This is a genomic window from Streptomyces virginiae (genome assembly GCF_041432505.1).
GTDB classification, from domain to species: domain Bacteria; phylum Actinomycetota; class Actinomycetes; order Streptomycetales; family Streptomycetaceae; genus Streptomyces; species Streptomyces virginiae_A.
The window spans coordinates 4,477,219-4,493,242 of sequence record NZ_CP107871.1 but is presented as its reverse complement, the minus strand read 5'-3'; the positions used below and the strand labels follow the sequence as shown (position 1 = coordinate 4,493,242).

The 16,024-nt window shown below is 71.9% G+C and carries 16 protein-coding genes and 1 pseudogene; 5 read left to right on the top strand and 12 right to left on the bottom strand.

Annotated features, from left to right (window positions below):
- Positions 1-47: 47 nt before the first annotated feature.
- From OG624_RS20965 to OG624_RS20940, 6 genes and pseudogenes are all read right to left on the bottom strand, one after another.
- Entirely contained in the window at positions 48-773 is a 726-nt protein-coding gene (locus OG624_RS20965; RefSeq protein ID WP_371639697.1) for a class E sortase, read from the bottom strand.
- A 13-nt stretch (positions 774-786) separates the two neighbouring features.
- Positions 787-1,467, bottom strand: a pseudogene (locus tag OG624_RS20960) (class E sortase); the annotation flags it as partial.
- Between the two features lie 140 nt (positions 1,468-1,607).
- Positions 1,608-2,246 carry an aminodeoxychorismate/anthranilate synthase component II gene (locus tag OG624_RS20955; protein ID WP_030714081.1) on the bottom strand — a complete coding sequence of 213 codons (639 nt, stop codon included), beginning with the start codon at positions 2,244-2,246 and terminating at the stop codon, positions 1,608-1,610.
- Positions 2,243-2,443: a hypothetical protein gene (locus tag OG624_RS20950; protein WP_158711719.1), complete on the bottom strand. Its 201-nt coding sequence runs from the start codon at positions 2,441-2,443 to the stop codon at positions 2,243-2,245. Before OG624_RS20950 ends, OG624_RS20955 begins: the two co-directional genes overlap by 4 nt.
- A gap of 65 nt (positions 2,444-2,508) precedes the next feature.
- A complete protein-coding gene (locus tag OG624_RS20945; protein WP_051762414.1) occupies positions 2,509-3,288 on the bottom strand; it encodes a class E sortase in 780 nt (259 codons plus the stop codon).
- Entirely contained in the window at positions 3,260-4,033 is a 774-nt protein-coding gene (locus OG624_RS20940; RefSeq protein WP_030755224.1) for a DUF881 domain-containing protein, read from the bottom strand. Before OG624_RS20940 ends, OG624_RS20945 begins: the two co-directional genes overlap by 29 nt.
- Before the next feature lie 91 nt (positions 4,034-4,124).
- Here OG624_RS20940 and crgA point away from each other — a divergent pair, with 91 nt between their 5' ends.
- The gene (gene crgA / locus OG624_RS20935) at positions 4,125-4,379 is read left to right on the top strand and encodes a cell division protein CrgA (RefSeq protein ID WP_033214882.1); all 255 of its coding nucleotides are present in this window, start codon (positions 4,125-4,127) and stop codon (positions 4,377-4,379) included.
- A 115-nt stretch (positions 4,380-4,494) separates the two neighbouring features.
- On the opposite strand, the gene OG624_RS20930 is transcribed toward crgA, so the two are convergent.
- Positions 4,495-5,376, bottom strand: a complete 882-nt coding sequence (locus OG624_RS20930; protein ID WP_033214885.1) for a rhomboid family intramembrane serine protease — start codon at positions 5,374-5,376, stop codon at positions 4,495-4,497.
- 85 nt (positions 5,377-5,461) lie between these two features.
- Complete coding sequence (locus tag OG624_RS20925; RefSeq protein WP_033214886.1) at positions 5,462-5,989, bottom strand: peptidylprolyl isomerase; 528 nt, start codon at positions 5,987-5,989, stop codon at positions 5,462-5,464.
- Positions 5,990-6,163: 174 nt separating this feature from the next.
- Between OG624_RS20925 and OG624_RS20920 the strand changes: the two genes are divergently transcribed.
- The gene (locus OG624_RS20920) at positions 6,164-6,844 is read left to right on the top strand and encodes a DUF5324 family protein (protein ID WP_161294843.1); all 681 of its coding nucleotides are present in this window, start codon (positions 6,164-6,166) and stop codon (positions 6,842-6,844) included.
- Positions 6,845-6,910: 66 nt separating this feature from the next.
- On the opposite strand, the gene OG624_RS20915 is transcribed toward OG624_RS20920, so the two are convergent.
- On the bottom strand, positions 6,911-7,453 hold the full coding sequence (locus OG624_RS20915) for a LysM peptidoglycan-binding domain-containing protein (RefSeq protein ID WP_161294807.1): 543 nt from the start codon (positions 7,451-7,453) through the stop codon (positions 6,911-6,913).
- Positions 7,454-7,650: 197 nt separating this feature from the next.
- Here OG624_RS20915 and OG624_RS20910 point away from each other — a divergent pair, with 197 nt between their 5' ends.
- Together OG624_RS20910 and OG624_RS20905 are read left to right on the top strand one after the other, a co-directional pair.
- Positions 7,651-8,556 carry a hypothetical protein gene (locus OG624_RS20910; RefSeq protein WP_371588115.1) on the top strand — a complete coding sequence of 302 codons (906 nt, stop codon included), beginning with the start codon at positions 7,651-7,653 and terminating at the stop codon, positions 8,554-8,556.
- Between the two features lie 85 nt (positions 8,557-8,641).
- The gene (locus OG624_RS20905) at positions 8,642-8,821 is read left to right on the top strand and encodes a hypothetical protein (RefSeq protein ID WP_033214888.1); all 180 of its coding nucleotides are present in this window, start codon (positions 8,642-8,644) and stop codon (positions 8,819-8,821) included.
- Between the two features lie 122 nt (positions 8,822-8,943).
- On the opposite strand, the gene OG624_RS20900 is transcribed toward OG624_RS20905, so the two are convergent.
- A complete protein-coding gene (locus tag OG624_RS20900; protein WP_371639696.1) occupies positions 8,944-12,000 on the bottom strand; it encodes an AfsR/SARP family transcriptional regulator in 3,057 nt (1,018 codons plus the stop codon).
- A 431-nt stretch (positions 12,001-12,431) separates the two neighbouring features.
- On the opposite strand from OG624_RS20900, the gene OG624_RS20895 reads away from it, so the two are divergent.
- Positions 12,432-13,811: an NB-ARC domain-containing protein gene (locus OG624_RS20895; RefSeq protein ID WP_326748495.1), complete on the top strand. Its 1,380-nt coding sequence runs from the start codon at positions 12,432-12,434 to the stop codon at positions 13,809-13,811.
- A gap of 45 nt (positions 13,812-13,856) precedes the next feature.
- On the opposite strand, the gene OG624_RS20890 is transcribed toward OG624_RS20895, so the two are convergent.
- Both OG624_RS20890 and OG624_RS20885 read right to left on the bottom strand, forming a co-directional pair.
- Complete coding sequence (locus OG624_RS20890; RefSeq protein ID WP_326748494.1) at positions 13,857-14,834, bottom strand: MmcQ/YjbR family DNA-binding protein; 978 nt, start codon at positions 14,832-14,834, stop codon at positions 13,857-13,859.
- A gap of 29 nt (positions 14,835-14,863) precedes the next feature.
- Positions 14,864-16,009, bottom strand: a complete 1,146-nt coding sequence (locus OG624_RS20885; RefSeq protein ID WP_161294817.1) for an NAD(P)/FAD-dependent oxidoreductase — start codon at positions 16,007-16,009, stop codon at positions 14,864-14,866.
- Between the last annotated feature and the right edge of the window lie 15 nt (positions 16,010-16,024).

Genomic DNA, 16,024 nt, shown 5'->3' with positions numbered 1-16,024 from the left:
GGCGCTGCGGGGCCCTGACGGCACCGGGGCGAGCGGGTTCCGCGCGCTCAGCGCAGTTCGACCGGCGGGGTCCGCTTCGCGTCCGCCTTCTCGGTGCGGACCAGCTCGCCCCACACGATGTACCGGTACTTCGAGGTGTAGACCGGCGTGCAGGTGGTGAGCGTGATGTACCGGCCGGGGGTGGTCTTCCCCGAGTCCTTGGGGACCGCGTTGATCACGTCGGTGTTGAACTTCGAGGTCTGGCGCAGCTCCGCGAAGACCTTGTAGACGTACCAGGTGTCGCGGGTCTCGAAGACGATCGCGTCGCCGTTCCTCACCTTGTCGATGTTGTGGAACTTCGCCCCGTGGCCGTCCCGGTGCGCGGCGAGCGAGAAGTTGCCCTTCTCGTCCCACGGCAGCGCCGACTTCACCGGCTCGGTGTAGTACCCGGCCACGCCGTCGTCGAGGGTGTCCGGGTCGGTCCCCGCCTTGACGAGCACCTCGCCGTTGCGCATCGCCGGTACGTGCAGGAAGCCGACGCCGTCCTGGGTGTCCAGCGCCCCCGGCCCGGCGGCCTCCGGGGACGGGGCCTGCCACTGCCGGCGGATCTCGTCCCCGCGCGCCGACGCCTGCCGGTCCGCGAGCACGTTCGTCCACCACAGCGAGTAGGCCACGAACAGGCCCAGCACCAGGCCCACGGTGATCAGGACCTCGCCCAGCAGGCTCAGGAATCCCGCGAGCACACTGCGGTTGCCGACGGGCGGGGCCGCGGCGCGGCGGCGGGCACGAGACACTGCTGATTCGTCCTTAACTGGTCAGCGCGGGCGGTGGGCCCTGGCTGCGGGGGCGTTCATCGGTCATCCTGCCCCATACGATCATCCGGTAGGTGCTGGTGAACTCCGGGGTGCAGGTGGTCAGCGTGATGTACCGGCCCGCGGAGGTGAATCCCGAACCCTCCGGCACGGGCTTGATCACCGCCACGTTCGTCGGCGGTGTCTGCGCGAGCGACGAGGTCGTCTCGTACGTGTAGTAGGCGTCCCGGGTCTCGACCACGACGGGATCCCCGGGGACCAGCCGGTTGATGTAGCGGAACGGCTCCCCGTGGGTGTTGCGGTGTCCGGCCAGCGCGAAGTTGCCCTGCTTGTCGGCCGGCATCGCCGTCTTCAGCGCGCCCTCGCCGTAGTGCCCGACCATGCCCTTGTCGAGCACCTTCGGCTTGCTGATCCCCTCCGCCACCGGGACCTTCACGTCCAGCTTCGGGATGTGCAGGATCGCGAAGCCCTGGCCTGGCTCGAAGGCCGTGACGGTCGGTGCGGCGGCCCCGGAGCCGCCGGGATCCCTCTCCCAGTTCTGCCGCAGGGAACCGGCGGCGCCGTCGGCCACCCGCTCCGCCAGCAGGTTCGTGTACCAGAGCTGGTAGGCGACGAACAGCAGCATCACCAGGCCCAGCGTGATGAAGAGCTCTCCACCCAGTCGGCTCGCGACGACCACCGGGCCGCCCGATGCCGGCCGTTTGCGCCGCCGGCCGCCGCGCCTGCGGCTGCTTCGGGCGGCCTGTTTCGCGGCCTCCTGAGCGGCCCTGCGTCGCGCGGCCCGGCCCTGCGTGGGCGCGGACGGCGCGACCGCGGTCACGCGACGGCCTTGCCCACCACCGGGGCCAGCCCCACCGAGCGCTCCACGGCACCCGCGTCACCGCACCGCACCAGCCAGTTGGCGAGCATCCGGTGACCCCACTCGGTCAGCACCGACTCGGGGTGGAACTGCACGCCCTCGACATCGTGCTCCCGATGGCGCAGGCCCATGATGATCCCGTCCTCGGTCCGCGCCGTGACCTCCAGCGCGTCCGGCAGGGTCCCGGGCTCGGCGGCGAGGGAGTGGTAGCGGGTGGCGGTGAACGGCGACGGCAGGCCCTCGAACACGCCGAGCCCCTCGTGGATCACGGGTGAGGTCTTGCCGTGCAGCAGCTCGGGCGCCCGGCCCACGACGCCTCCGTAGGCGACCGCCATCGACTGCATGCCGAGGCACACGCCGAAGACGGGGACGGCCGTGCTCGCGCAGTGGCGGACCATGTCGATGCAGACGCCCGCCTCCTCCGGCGTACCGGGGCCGGGGGACAGCAGCACGCCGTCGAAGCCGTCCTGCGCGTGCGAGAGCTCGACCTCGTCGTTGCGCAGCACCTCGCATTCGGCGCCGAGCTGGTAGAGGTACTGGACCAGGTTGAAGACAAAGCTGTCGTAGTTGTCCACAACCAGAATGCGCGCGCTCACGGAGTGGCTCCCGATCCCTCGTCCACCGTCACATCGTTGAACGGGAGGAGCGGCTCGGCCCACGGGAAGACGTACTGGAACAGCACGAAGACCACCGCGAGGATCAGTACGAGCGAGATCATCGCGCGGACCCACGCGTTTCCCGGCAGGTGCCGCCAGATCCAGCCGTACATGCCGCCCGATTCCTTTTCGTCCACGTTCGTTCAACGCACCGCGGGGGCGGTACGCGAACAGACTAAAGGCAGCGGCCCGAAAGGGTGGGTCACCCGGACAAACCCTCCGGTGCCCCCTGGGCCGCGGGGCGCGTCCCGGTCAGCTCCGCCCAGACGACCAGCCGGTGGCTGTGGCCCCATTCCGGATCGCAGGTCGTCAGGGTCAGATAGCGGCCGGGCGCCCGGAACGGCGATTTCTCCGGGACCGGGTCGACCACGGCGACATCGGTGGGCAGCGTGCGCAGGGGCGCGGAGCGGAGCGTGTAGGTGTACCAGGTGCTCGCGTCCTTGAGGATCACCACGTCGCCCGGGCGCAGGCGCGGGAAGTCCTTGAAGGGGTCCCCGTAGGTGCGCCGGTGGCCGGCCACCGAGAAGTTCCCGACCGCTCCCAGGGGGGCGGTGGCGGCGTAGTGGCCCAGGCCCTTCTTCAGCAGTTCGGGGTCGGTGCCCTCCAGTACGGGCTTGACCCAGTCCCGGCCGAAGCGCGGGACGTACATCTCGGCGAAGGCCCGGCCGGCGGGATGCCGCTCGGGCGGCGCGGTCGGCGGCCGGGATGCCGGCGGGGGCTGCGAGGGGGCTTGCGAGGGGGCCTGCGACGGCGTGGGCAGGGGAGCGGCGGCCGGGGCGGCCGCCCAGCGGTCGCGCATCCGGTCCCTCTCCCCGTCCATGGCCCGGTCGGCCTTGACCCCGGTCCACAGCAGGACGTAGGCGACGAAGAGCACGATGAGGGTGCCCGCCGTCAGGCACACCTCGCTGAACGTCCGTACCACCAGGCGCAGTACGACGTCAGGACGGACCCGATCACGGGGTGGGCGCCACCGGCTTCGCATAGTGGAGGTCCACTGTGCCGGAGTAGCCGGGAAGTGTCAGCGCCTTGTGCTCGTCCACTTTCCAGCCGAGCCCGTAGGCGTTCACGTACAGCTGGTAGTTCTGCAGGGCCGGGGAGGCGGCGAGGGCCTTCTTCATCGTGCCCGGGTCACCGACCGCCGAGATCTTGTACGGGGGCGAGTAGACGCGGCCCTGGAGGATCAGGGTGTTGCCCACGCAGCGCACCGCGCTGGTGGAGATCAGCCGCTGGTCCATGACCTGGATGCCCTGGGCACCGCCGCGCCACAGGGCGTTGACCACGGCCTGCAGGTCCTGCTGGTGGATCACCAGGTCGTTGGGCTGCGGCTCGGGCACGTTGGGGATACGGGCGGTGGCGTTCGGCGGGGCGTCGTTGAGGGTGACCGTCAGGCCCTTGCCGGTCAGCTCCTCGGTGCCGGAGGCGGCGCGCAGGGCGGCCAGCTTGGCGTCCTCGGCCTTGGTGCTGCCGTCGTCACGCTCCGCGAGGGTGTCCACCCGTCCGCGTACGGCCGCGGTGCTCTGTTCCAGCTCCGCGTTGTCCTGGCTGCGCTCCTTGATGAGGTCCGACAGCTTCAGGAGTGAGGCATCCGTCCGGATGTTCGTACCCTTGGAGGTGTTGAAACTGGTGACGAAGAGCAGCCCGGCCAGGGCGAAGACGGCGGCCGTCAGCAGCCGGACCGGCCTGGCCCGGCGACGGGGACCCGCGGAGGAGTCGTCTGAATTGCTCAACGTACCCTTCTCCTTCAACGCCACAGGTCCACTACGCTAACGGACGCCCGGGGCAGGCAAGGTCCCCAGCGCATCGACAGGAGAGCCCCTCGTGCCGAAGTCACGTATCCGCAAGAAGGACGACTACACGCCGCCGCCGACCCGGCAGCCGCAGAACATCCGGCTGACGAATCGCAGCTGGGTCGCCCCGGTCATGCTGGCGTTCTTCCTGATCGGACTCGCGTGGATCGTCGTGTTCTACGTGACCGAGACCCAGCTGCCGATCGAGTCGCTGGGCAATTGGAACATTGTGGTCGGTTTCGGCTTCATCGCTGCCGGATTCGGCGTATCCACGCAGTGGAAGTAGCACCCGAAAGCCCCTGAGGGAAGCTCTCCCCATGAGTTATCCACAGCGTCATCCACACCTGAGGAAAAGACAGAAGATCTGTGGATAACTCTGTGGAGAGTTGACGCCGGTGTGATCAGGTGAGTTCCGCGGTGCGGATCAGGATCAGCATCGCGGCCAGCAGGAAGGCCACCGCGCAGGTGCCCCATTGGACGAGCGCGCGATGCCGGCCGGCGGTGGGCATGAGCATGCCCAGACCCACCAGCGCTCCGGTGACCAGGCCACCCACATGGGCCTGCCAGGACACCGTGAGCGCGCCACCGAGCGGTACGAAGGTCAGCACCAGCATCAGCACGACCATGACGATCACCGGCCGCATCTCGTAGCGCAGCCGCTTCGCCAGGACGACGGTCGCGCCCAGCAGGCCGAAGACCGCCCCGGAGGCACCGAGGGTCGGAACGTTCGGCTCGCTCAGCAGATAGACCAGCGCGCTGCCGCCGAGCCCCGAGAGCAGGAAGACCGCGAGATAGCGGACCCGGCCCAGCGCCGCCTCCAGCGGCCCGCCGATCACCCACAGGCCGATCATGTTGCCGATGATGTGCCACCACTCGATGTGCAGGAACACCGAGGTCAACAGCCGGTGGTACTCGCCTGTGGAAACTCCCCGGATCGGCCCGACGAGGTACTCGAACTCCCGGTACCGGCCGATCAGCTCCATCCCGACCGCGAGCGCCGGGTCGGCGAGCACCGCGAGGAACACCAGGACGTTGATCCCGATGAGGATCTTGGTGACCAGATGGGGATCGGCGGCGACCACCCCGCCCGCGATGGTGCGCGGCGCGTTCGCGGTCGGCCGGTGCCCGGTGCCGGAGCCCGCCTGGACGCATTCGGGGCACTGGAAGCCGACCGAGGCGCTGATCATGCACTCGGGGCAGATGGGACGCTCGCAGCGGGTGCAGCTGATCCCCGTGTCGCGGTCCGGGTGGCGGTAGCAGCCCGGCAGACGGTCGGTGTCCATCGGTTCCCTCGGTCAGCGGCGAGGCGGGGCTGCCCCGCCGGTACGTATCCAGTACGGACGGGCGGGGCCGGAAGGTTCCCGGGCGTCAGCGCTTCTCGACGACCACGGACTGGATGATCACGTCGTCCAGGGGGCGCTCGGTGCGCGGGTTGGTGGGGCCGGCGGCGATGGCCTGCACCACCTTCTGGCTGGCCGGGTCGGTGACCTCGCCGAAGATGGTGTGCTTGCGCGTCAGCCAGGCGGTGGGCGCGACGGTGATGAAGAACTGCGAGCCGTTGGTGCCCGGGCCCGCGTTGGCCATGGCGAGCAGGAAGGGCTTGGTGAAGGCCAGGTCGGGGTGGAACTCGTCCGCGAACCGGTAGCCGGGGCCGCCGGTGCCGTTGCCGAGCGGGTCGCCGCCCTGGATCATGAAGCCGCTGATGACACGGTGGAAGACGGTGCCGTCGTACAGCGGGTCCGTGGTCTTCTGGCCGTCGGTGGGGCGGGTCCATTCCCGGGCGCCCGTGGCGAGCTCGACGAAGTTCCTGACGGTCTTCGGGGCGAAGTTCTCCAGCAGCTCGATCTCGATGTCGCCGTGGTTCGTCTTCAGGGTGGCGTAGAGCTTCTCGGCCACGGATCTGCCTTCCATAGTCATCACTGTCGGTCCAGATGGTCGCACGGAGCGCTCCGCGGCACTGAAATCCTCCACCCGTATGCCCTGTCACGCATGCCTGTCCGCGATATGGCAGGCATGATCCGACAAAGGGTGGAAAGGTGAACTGTGTCCGCCACCGAGGAGGAGGATCCCGTGACCGGCAAGGAGAGCATGCGCCTGGCAGCCGAGAGCGCCAGGGAGAGTGTGCGGCACGCGACGGAAGTGGTGGCACCGTACGCGGAATCCGCCAAGGAAGCCGCGGTGCACTACGCCCAGGAAGCGAACGAGCGGCTGGCACCCAAGGTGTCGTACGCGGCGACCAGCGCCGCCCAGCACGCCCGTTCGACCTACGACTGCCATCTGCATCCCCGGCTCAAGGCGGCGCGGGCCCATGTGCCGCCGCCCGTCGACCGGGCGGCGACGCAGGCGCGCCGGGCGGCACGGCAGGCCGCCGAATACACCCAGCCGAAGATCGAGAGCGCGATCGCGGCCGCCACACCGGTGGCCGAGGAGGCCGCGTCCCGGTCGACGGCCGCCATCGCGGCGCTGCGCGGCCAGGTGACCGCCAAGGAAGTGCAGAAGCTGGTGCGACGTCATCACCGACGCGAGCGCAACGGAAAGATCCTGCGCGGTGTCGCACTGGTCGGCGTACTGGCGGCGGCCGCCTTCGCGGCGTGGAAGTGGTGGGACCAGCAGTCGAATCCGGACTGGCTCGTCGAACCGCCGGCGGCCACCGAGCTGTCGGCGCGCGACGCGGCGCCGACCGGCTTCGACGAGGAGCTGGCCGAGAAGGAGCGCGAGGCCGAATCGGGCCCCGACGACAGGCAACTCTGAACGGCGCACGGGAAGGGGCCCGGATCCTGTCACCAGGATCCGGGCCCCTTCCGCATCCGCGGGGCGTCAGCCGGGGAGGGTGAGCACCGTGCCCGGACGGATGAGGTCGGGATTGGGGCCGACGGCTCCCCTGTTCATCGCGTAGACCTCACGCCAGCGGGCCTCGTTGCCCAGTTCCTTACGGGCGATCGCGGGGAGCGAGTCGCCGGCCCGGACGGTGTACGTGCGCTTCTTGGCGGCGGACCCGGGCCCCCGCGTCGGGGCCGCCGGTACCGCCTTGTGCGCGGCCGAGTGCGGGGTCGGCGTGTGCATGGCGCCCGGCGCGGCGGGGGAGAAGGCCCCGGGCTTGGGCATCGCGGTCGGCCGGGGGGCGGCGGGCACCGCCTTGTGCGCCGCGGACGTGGGGGTCGGGGTCGCGGGGACGGGCCTGGGCGGCGCCGCCGCGGCCATGCGCTCGGCGGTGGCCCGGGTGGCCGACGCGGCGTCGGCCGCCGACCCCGCGGGCGGCCTCCGCGTCTCGCCCGCCTGCTGCTGCACCTGCTCCTTCGCCTTCTCGGTGGCGTCGTGCGCCTTGTGTTTGTCGGACTTCAGGAAGTCGAAGAGTCCCATGTCTGTACGCCTCCGGCGTGCTGGTCCCCCCTGGGATCGTGCCCTTCTTCCACTGTCCTGCACCGGGCGTCCGAAGGCCCTGCGACGGGGCCGTCCGGGGGACGCGCCGGCCGGGCCCCGAACCGGGCGGGAACGCGGCGGGAAGGGACCGGGAAGGCCCGGCGACACCATCGTGGGACACGATGGAGGAGATTTCTGTGATCATCAGACAGTCCGCGGAGCGGGTAGTGCTGGTCAGGCCCGGACCCGGGCTCGTGCGTGCCGCGCTCGTGGCGGGCCTGGACGTCTGGGTGGTGTCCGATCCCGGACCCCACCCACCGAACGCGCGGCTTCCCGCCGAGCTGCCCCCGCAACGGCTCCTCCGGGTGGACTTCGACGACACGGACGCACTGCGCGCCGTACTGACGGACACCGTCCGGCGGCACGGGATCGGCCAGGTCCTCCACCTCACGAGCGATCTGGAGAAGGGTCTCGGCAGCGGGGCCGCGGCCGCCGCCGAGGAGGTGGTGCGAGAGCTGTCCGCCGACAGCGGGAAACCGGCCCGCACCCTGCCGGACGCGGTCACGATCCGGCGGATCCTCAACGAGAGCCGGACCTCCGCGGTACGGGCCCACGAGGCCCGGTCCGTCACCGAGGCCTGCTCGCTGGCCGAGGACTTCCCGCTCCCCGTGGTCATCAAGTCGGCAGACAGATCCGGGTGTTGGTGGACCGTTCCGGTGCACGACCGTCCCGCGCTCGCCCGGTGGGCCGAACAGGCCGTCACCGCACGGCACTCGGCCCCTTATCTCGTCGAAGAGCTTCTGACCGGATCCAAGTTCAGGGTGGAGACGCTGACCGTCGACGGCATGCACCTCGTCGCCGACATCGCACCCGAGGGAACGGCGGCGCCGCTCCACGACGCGGAGCAGGCCCAGATCCGCGCGACGGTCCGCGCCCTGCTGGATCTCGCCGGGTACGAATCGGGCACCACGCGGACGGATGTGCTGGTCGGCGCGCGGGGATCACGTATCGCGGCGGCCACGGAACCGGACCGGGAACAGGCCGGGAACAGGCGTTCCCGCAGTACGACCACGGGCGGTATCGAGAGGGGAACGGACCGGTAAGACCCTCGGCCACTCTTTGGTCTGTCGAGAGCGGCCACCGCACCACACGGGAGCCGCACCGGGTACACACCAGGGGGTTCAAGACATGCGCAGCAAGCTGGCGGGCCTGATCGGAATCATCGCGGCGGCTCTGGCGATCGGAGTCGGTGTGACGGTCAGCAGCCCGGTGGACACCGGTCAGCCCTCCGGCTACCAGGTCCTCGCGGACGACAAGGGCCCCGGGGTCGCCTCCCCGGCCCCGACGCCGGTCCCGTCCCCCCGCTAGCCCTGCCGCTCGCCGCGCGACGGGAAGTGCCCCGCACCGGATTCCGGTGCGGGGCACTTCCCGTCGCGCGACGCTCAGCCGCTCAGCCGCTCAGCCGCTCAGCCGCTCGGTCGCTCTGCCGCTCAGTACGCCCGGCGGTGCGCCGGCAGACCCATGAAGTCGAATAACCCCTCGGCGGCCACCCGGTACCCGGCCGCGGCCGAAAGATCCCCGAGCGCCTCGGCCGCATGGACCATGCCCACCAGCGCGGACGCCTCCTCGGCGCGGAAGCTCATCGGCTCCGCGAGCTTGTGGGCGTGCGCGTGCAGGTCGAGCGCCACCTCGTGCTCCCCCCACGCCCGGTGGAGCCGGCCGAGCACGTTCTCCACCTTGGCGAGCCGGATCGGGGCGCCGCTGGTGCGGCCCAGGGACAGGGAGCGCTCGGCGAACGCGCGGGCCTGCGCGGCGTCGCCCCGCTCGTGCGCGACCTGGGCGGACAACGCCAGCACCAGGGCCACGTCACCCGGCGACCTGGTCTCGTCGCACAGGTCGCGGGCGCGTTTGAGGCCGGCGTCGGCGTCCGCGTACTCCCCGAGCCCCACCTGCGCGAAGGCCAGGTCGGCCAAGGCCATGATCTCGTTGCTGCGGTAGCCGAGGTCGCGGTCGATCTCGATCGCCCGGCGGGCGGCCGCGGCCGCCTCCGGATAGCGGCCCCACCGCTCGTACAGCGTGCTGAGGGTGGTCAGGCTCTCCGACTCCGCGCGCAGATTGCCCAGTTCCCGGGCCGCCGTCACGGACCGCTCCAGCAGGGGGAGGGCCTCCCCGTACCTCCCGAGCATCGACAGCAGCAGCCCGATGGTCGATTCGCTGTTCGCCTCGGTGTGCCGGTCCCCGGCGCGGACCGCGGTGTCGCGCGCCTCACGGGCGACCTCCAGCCCCTCCTCGAAGCGGCCCAGCTTCCAGCAGGCCGCGCCCAGATTCGCCAGGCTGATGCCGAGGAGCGCCGGATCGTCGAGTCGGCGGGCCGCCGCCACCGCGAGGTGGCCGACGCTCCAGAACTCGTCGAGCTGCCCGTGCGAGTGCAGGTGGAAGCCGATGTTGCGGCTCAGGCAGGCCGCGTACCGGTCGTGGCCGGACCGCTCGGCCAGGGACACGGCCGCCAGCAGGCCCGCCTGCTCCCGGTCGAACCAGCTCACGGCCTGCTCGGCGTCCCGGAAGCGCGGGCGTTCGCCCTGGTACGGCGAGATGCCGGTGGGGCGGCGCTCACGGCCTGGGAACAGCATCTCGCAGGCCGCGTCCGAGGTCGTCATGTAGTAGCTGAGCAGCCGCTCGACCGCCGCCGCGTCGTCGTCCGCCGTTGCCGGACCCCGCAGGCTCTGGGCGAAACTGCGCACCAGGTCGTGGAAGGTGTAGAGGCCGATGTCGGGCTGCTGGACCAGATGCACGTCGAGCAGGAACTCCAGGGCGTCCTCGGCGTCCCGGACGGTCGTCCCGAGGAGCGCCGCCGCCGAATGGACATCGGTCCCGGCGCACGGGTACAGGCTGAGGATGCGGAACGCGGTCCGGTACTCCTCGTCCATCGCCAGGTAGGACAGGCGCAGCGTCGCCGCGACGCTGCGCTCCCCCGAACTCAGCTCATCCATCCGGCGCTTCTCGTCGCGCAGCCGCTCGACCAGGTAACGCACCGTCCAGCGCGGCCTGTTGCGCAGTCGGGCGGTCGCGATCCGCAGCGCCAGCGGCAGGTGCCCGCACAGTTCGGCCAGTTCGGCGGAGGCCCCCGGCTCGGCCGCCACCCGGGTGGCCCCGAGGGTCTCCGCCATCAGGCTGGTGCTGTCCTCGGGCTCCATCATCCCGATCGACACCCACTCGACCCCGTCGAGGTCCAGCAGCCGGCCGCGGCTGGTGATCAGGGCGAGGGAGCCGGGCGAAGCCGGCAGCAGCGGCCTGATCTGCGCCGCGTCGACCGCGTTGTCGAACAGGAGCAGCATCCGCCGGCCGTCCAGCTTGGAGCGCCACACGGCGGTGCGCCCCTCCAGGTCCTCGGGAATCCGGTCGCCCGGCGTACCGAGGGTCCGCAGCAGCCCGTCGAGCGCGGCGGCCGGCGTCACGGGCTCGCGGCCCGGGGTGAATCCGTGCAGGTCGATGTGGAGCTGCCCGTCGGGATACCGGTCGGCCAGCCGGTGCGCGGCGCGCACCGCCAGGGTGGTCTTGCCCATGCCGCCCATGCCGTCGATGGCCACGATCCGGGCGTAGCGCTCGCTGCCGCGGCCCTCGTCCTGCACGTAGTCGAAGAGCTCGGCCAGCTCCTTGGCGCGGCCGGTGAAGTCGGGCAGGTCGTAGGGCAGGGTGCACGGGGCGTCGACCGGCGTGGTGCGCGTCCCCGGCTCCCCTTCCCGGTCCGCCTCGGTACGGGCCGGGGCCTCGGGCGCCGCGCCCTCGGACGCCTCGGTCACGGCAGGGTCCGGTTCGGGTGCCGGATCCGCGGCGGCCGCCGGTTCGGGCACCGGACGTACGGGCGCCACCGTGACCGGCGCCGGTCGTTCGGGCGCGGCCAGCTCGGGGCTGTCCCGCAGGATCGCCTCGTACAGCTTGGCCAGCCGGGGGCCGGGGTCGATCCCGAGCTCGTCCACGAGCAGCTCGCGGACCTCCCCGTACTCCTTGAGCGCCTCGGCCTGTCGCCCGGAGCGGTACAGGGCGAGCATCAGCTGGCCGCGCAGCGTCTCCCGCAGCGGGTGCTGGGTGATCAGGGCGCGCAGGCCCGAGATGAGCTCGCCGCTCTCGCCCAGGGCGAGGCACAGGTCGAAGAACTGTTCGGCGGCGGCCAGCCGGCGTTCCTCCAGCGCGGTCGCCGCGGCCTCGATGATCGGTCCACCGGTGCCGGACAGCACCGACCCCCGCCACAGCGCGAGCGCGGACCGCAGTGCCTCGGCGGCCGCGGACCGCTCGCCTTCGCGCAGGGCCTGGCCCGCCGCCCTGGTCAGGGCGTCGAACTCCAGCAGGTCGACCTGGTCGTCCGCCACCACCACGCGGTATCCCGGCCCGTCGGTGGCGATCACCTCGGTGCCGGTGGGTACGCGCCGCCGCAGGTCGGCGACCGCCTTGCGGACCTGGTGCGCCGCGGTCACCGGCGGGTCCTTCTCCCAGGTCGCCTCGACGAGGCGGGCCACGGGCACCACCCGACCCGCTTCGAGGAGCAACATGCACAGGACCCGTTCCTGTATCGCTCCCCCCAACCTCAGTCGTACCTCGCCGAACCATCCCTCAAGCGATCCGAGCACGTTGAAGCGCAGCCTGCCCCCCGCAGGATTCGCGCCACGTCTCTCCCCGGACTCCGCATCCGCCCCCGGCATCGGACATCCACCCCCAAAGAACAAGACCCCTGGCCAGGCCATGTCAACCGGATCATAGGGGTTCCCCCTTGCACGCGGTAAGCATCCGGTAGCAGATCAGGAAGGGCGACACGGACAGTTCATGGGCGGCCCGGAGCAGGCAGCACACGGAGCGAGTACCGAAGGAGCAGGCTGTGGGAAGACTGGAGAGACCACTGGCCCCCGATGCCGGACCAGTCACCGCGTTCGCCCGGGAATTGCGCAGGTTGCGGACCGCGGCCGGCAGCCCCGGATACCGTGACATGGCCACCCGTGCCATGTTCTCCGCGTCCGTGCTCTCCGACGCGGCCGCCGGTTACCGCCTCCCCACCCTTCAGGTGGCCCTCGCCTTCGCCGAGGCCTGCGGCGGAGACCGCGCCAGCTGGGAGCGCCGCTGGCACGAGGCGGCACGCGCCGACGGGGACGACGGGAGTGCCCGTCCGGCGGTCAAGGCGGTGCAGCAGCACCAGGAGAACGAGCTGCGGGCGGCCGACGTACGCGCCGTTCTGCCGCCGCCCTCACAGCTGCCGATGGAGGCTCATCCCCTGGTGGGACGGCGTGAGCTGCTCCAGCGGGCCCGCGCGCTCACCGCCCCCTCGCCGGACGGACAGCGCCTCGCGGCGCCGCTGGTGATCAGCGGTCAGGTGGGCGTGGGCAAGACCGCCTTCGCCCTGCGGCTCGCCCACGAACTCGCCGTGAACCTGCCCGACGGGCAGCTCTACGCGAACCTCGACCCGGCCGCGGACGGACGCAAGGACGCCGCCGGCATCGCGGGCGGTTTCCTGGAGGCGCTCGGCATCCCCACCGACCGGATCCCGAACGATCCCGGTCAGAGAATTGGCCTGTACCGATCGCTTTTGAACCGCCGCCGGCTGCTCGTGGTGCTCGACGGCGTCCAGCACGAGCGACAGATCCGGGAACTTCTCGTCGCGGCACCCGAGAGCCGCGTCATCATCACCAGCCGATCGCGTCTACTGGGCCTCGACGGAATTGGCCGGATCCGACTCCCCGCACTGGACCGCGACGAGTCGATGGAGCTGCTCGCCCAACTCCTCGGCGGCGACCGGGTCGGTGACGAGCCGCGCGCCTGCCTGCGCCTCGCCGACGCCTGCGGCGACCTGCCGCTGGCGCTCAACCTGGCCGGCCGGCGTATCGCGGCCCGCCCCGAGTGGATGCTGCAGGACTCCGTGTCCGAGCTGCTCGGCGACGGTCCCGGCGGACCGGTCGGCCACCAGGGGCGTGACGGACAGCGGGCACCGGGCCGCTTCCTGGCCCGGCTGCAGATCGGGGACGACGCGCTGAGCACCCGCCTCGACAGCGCCTACCGGCTGCTGACCCCGTGGGCCCGCCTGATGCTGCGCCAGTTCGCCGGCTCCGACAACCCGCCCTCCGTGGACAACGTGGTGTACGAGTCCGCGGACGCCCTCGCCATGCTGGTCGAGCGGTCCGCTCAGCCGGTGGAGGACCTCCTCGAACGGCTCCTCGACGCGGGGCTGCTCGACCACTCGGACCTGCCGGGGCAGTACGGGCTGACGCCGATGGCCCGGGCGTACGCGCTGACGCAGCCGGACCCGACGGAGGAGGACCCGGCCCCGGCGCCGGCGACCGCACGGGGCCAGGCGCACGCGCGGCAGCCGAGGTAGGCCCGACCCCGGCACCGGCCCGGGGAAGGGACGCCGCCGGCCGGCTCAGGCCGCGTGGGTGATCGTGACGTAGAGGTGCTCGTCGAGGATCTTGGCGAGGGACACCCCCGGACGACCGATCTCGGCGCACAGGGCGGCCTCGTCGAGGCCGCCGCTCTCCTGCGACGCCGCACGCGCCCAGCTCCGCCCGAGCTCCAGGTGGCGGGCGAAGGCCGCCCGGTCCCGGGCCCCGTGCAGCCGCTGCGCGATGGCCGCGTCCCACGGCATGACCGAGTCGGGCCGGAGCGCGTACAGCGCCTTGGCCGCGGCGGTCGGACCGAGGCTGCGGCGGCCGATCGGCAGCGCCGCCAGTTCCTCGTAGGCGGCGGCGAGCCCGGCGATCTCCCTCGGGGTGAGCCGGGCCAGCGGCGCGTGCGTGGGTGCGTGCCGCCCCGCCCATGCGGCGAGCCCCGCGCCGAAGGTGTCGGGCTCGCCCTCGCGCGGGTAACGGATGCGGCAGCCCCAGGAGTTCAGCCAGCGGTGCAGGGCGCCGCGGTGCGCGGCGCGCGAGAGGTCCAGCGCATGGCCGGTCTCCTCGCGGAACGCGAGCCAGCTCCGGTCCACGCCCGCGAAACCGTTGAACACCTCCGCCGAGGCCCGCAGTTCGGCCAGGGACGGCGCGGGCGGGAGCGGCGGCGCGGTCGGCGGATCCAGGTGGGCGCGGGCGACCTTGGCGGGTACCACCATCCGCCAGGCCTCGGTGACCAGCTCCGTCAGCTCCTCGGTGCCCAGGGCCGCCAGGTGGGCCTCCACCCAGTGGAAACGCAGGTCGGACGCGCGGGGCAGGAAGAACTTCTCCGGCTCGGCGGCGACGAGCGCCGCCCGCTCCTCCTTGGGGAAGGCGAAGCCCAGCTCGCTCTCGTCCCGGGACAGGGCGAGATAGACGATGCCGCCGATCCGGAACTTCACCCGGTCCCGGATCAGGTGCTCCTCGGTCCTCGGCAGGCTCAGCGCGAGCCGCCGTACGTCGTCCACCGTCGCCACTGCCCGCTCCTTGCGCATCCTGCCGCCGCTCACAGACCCGCGAGCTGCGGGGTGTGGATGTCCAGCGGTGGCCCGTCGAGCGCACCGAGGCCGATCAGGGACGGACTCCTGCCGATCAGCCGGTCGGCCAGCGACCGTGCGATGAGCGGCGCGAACTTGAAGGATGTGCCACCGCAGGCCGCGTACGCGAATCCCGCGCCGCCGAGGGCGACCAGCAGGGGGCCGCCGGTCTCGGCGAAGGACGAGTAGTAGGCGTCCTTGGCCGCGGTGACCCAGGCCGGACCGAAGCCGGGGAGGATGTCCCCGAACTCCTTCTCCAGCTTGCGCTGCCAGTACGGGTCGGTGGCGTGGTCGGTGATCGCGTCCACCTCGCGGCAGGCGGTCGCCGAGGTCAGTTTGAGGGCCGTGCCCGCCACCGGCGGGATCAGCCAGGCTCCGCCCGCGGTGCCGAGGGCCGGTATCGCCGGAGTGGCCGCCCAGGCCGACGACTGCAGCCGGGGCACCCGGCAGTAGAGGAGGGACTGGCGGTACAGGGTCAGCCGCTCGGAGATGCTCGGCGGCAACAGGTCCCGGGACCAGGGGCCCACGGCCATCAGCACCGCGTCGCTCCGCAGCACCCGCCCGTCCACCAGCCGTACGCTGCCGCTCTCGCCGTCGACGGCGGTCACGGCCCGGTGCTCGATCAGCTCGATGCCCCGCTGCCACTTCAGCCAGCCGACGCAGGCGGCGAGGACCCGTTCGGCGAGCAGTACGCCCGCCTCGTCCTCCAGTACCGCGCCGAGGCCGCCGCCCACGTGCAGATGCGGATAGCGGTCGGCCAGACCCGCCGCCGTCAGTTCCCGGGCGTGGCCGCCGGCGTCGGCGAGCATCGCCGCCGCGTCCGTCGCGGCCGCGGGCGGCAGGACGGTGAGGGAGCCGACCTGCTCGTAGAACCGCGTCAGGAACAGTTCCTCCAGTTCGACCCAGCGGTGGTGCGCACGCAGTGCGGCCGCCGTGGTCCGCGGGTCCGCCGGGTGCAGGGCCCGCAGGATCCGGTGCTGGTCGAAAGAGGTGGCTCTGCTGTGCGGGATGGGGCCCTGGTCCACGACCGTGACCTTGTGTCCGTCGAGCACGCACTCGACCGCCGTGAGCAGGGCGATCACTCCGCCACCCACTACCGTCACCCTTGTCGACATCACACACCTCCCTTC

What these genes read in the sequence shown, in the direction of transcription:
- OG624_RS20945 (WP_051762414.1), bottom strand. Translation starts at nt 3,288, where the DNA reads ATGCGAAGCCGGTGGCGCCCACCCCGTGATCGGGTCCGTCCTGACGTC.
- OG624_RS20930 (WP_033214885.1), bottom strand. Translation starts at nt 5,376, where the DNA reads ATGGACACCGACCGTCTGCCGGGCTGCTACCGCCACCCGGACCGCGAC.
- OG624_RS20915 (WP_161294807.1), bottom strand. Translation starts at nt 7,453, where the DNA reads ATGGGACTCTTCGACTTCCTGAAGTCCGACAAACACAAGGCGCACGAC.
- OG624_RS20905 (WP_033214888.1), top strand. Translation starts at nt 8,642, where the DNA reads ATGCGCAGCAAGCTGGCGGGCCTGATCGGAATCATCGCGGCGGCTCTG.
- OG624_RS20900 (WP_371639696.1), bottom strand. Translation starts at nt 12,000, where the DNA reads ATGTTGCTCCTCGAAGCGGGTCGGGTGGTGCCCGTGGCCCGCCTCGTC.
- OG624_RS20895 (WP_326748495.1), top strand. Translation starts at nt 12,432, where the DNA reads ATGGCCACCCGTGCCATGTTCTCCGCGTCCGTGCTCTCCGACGCGGCC.
- OG624_RS20885 (WP_161294817.1), bottom strand. Translation starts at nt 16,009, where the DNA reads ATGTCGACAAGGGTGACGGTAGTGGGTGGCGGAGTGATCGCCCTGCTC.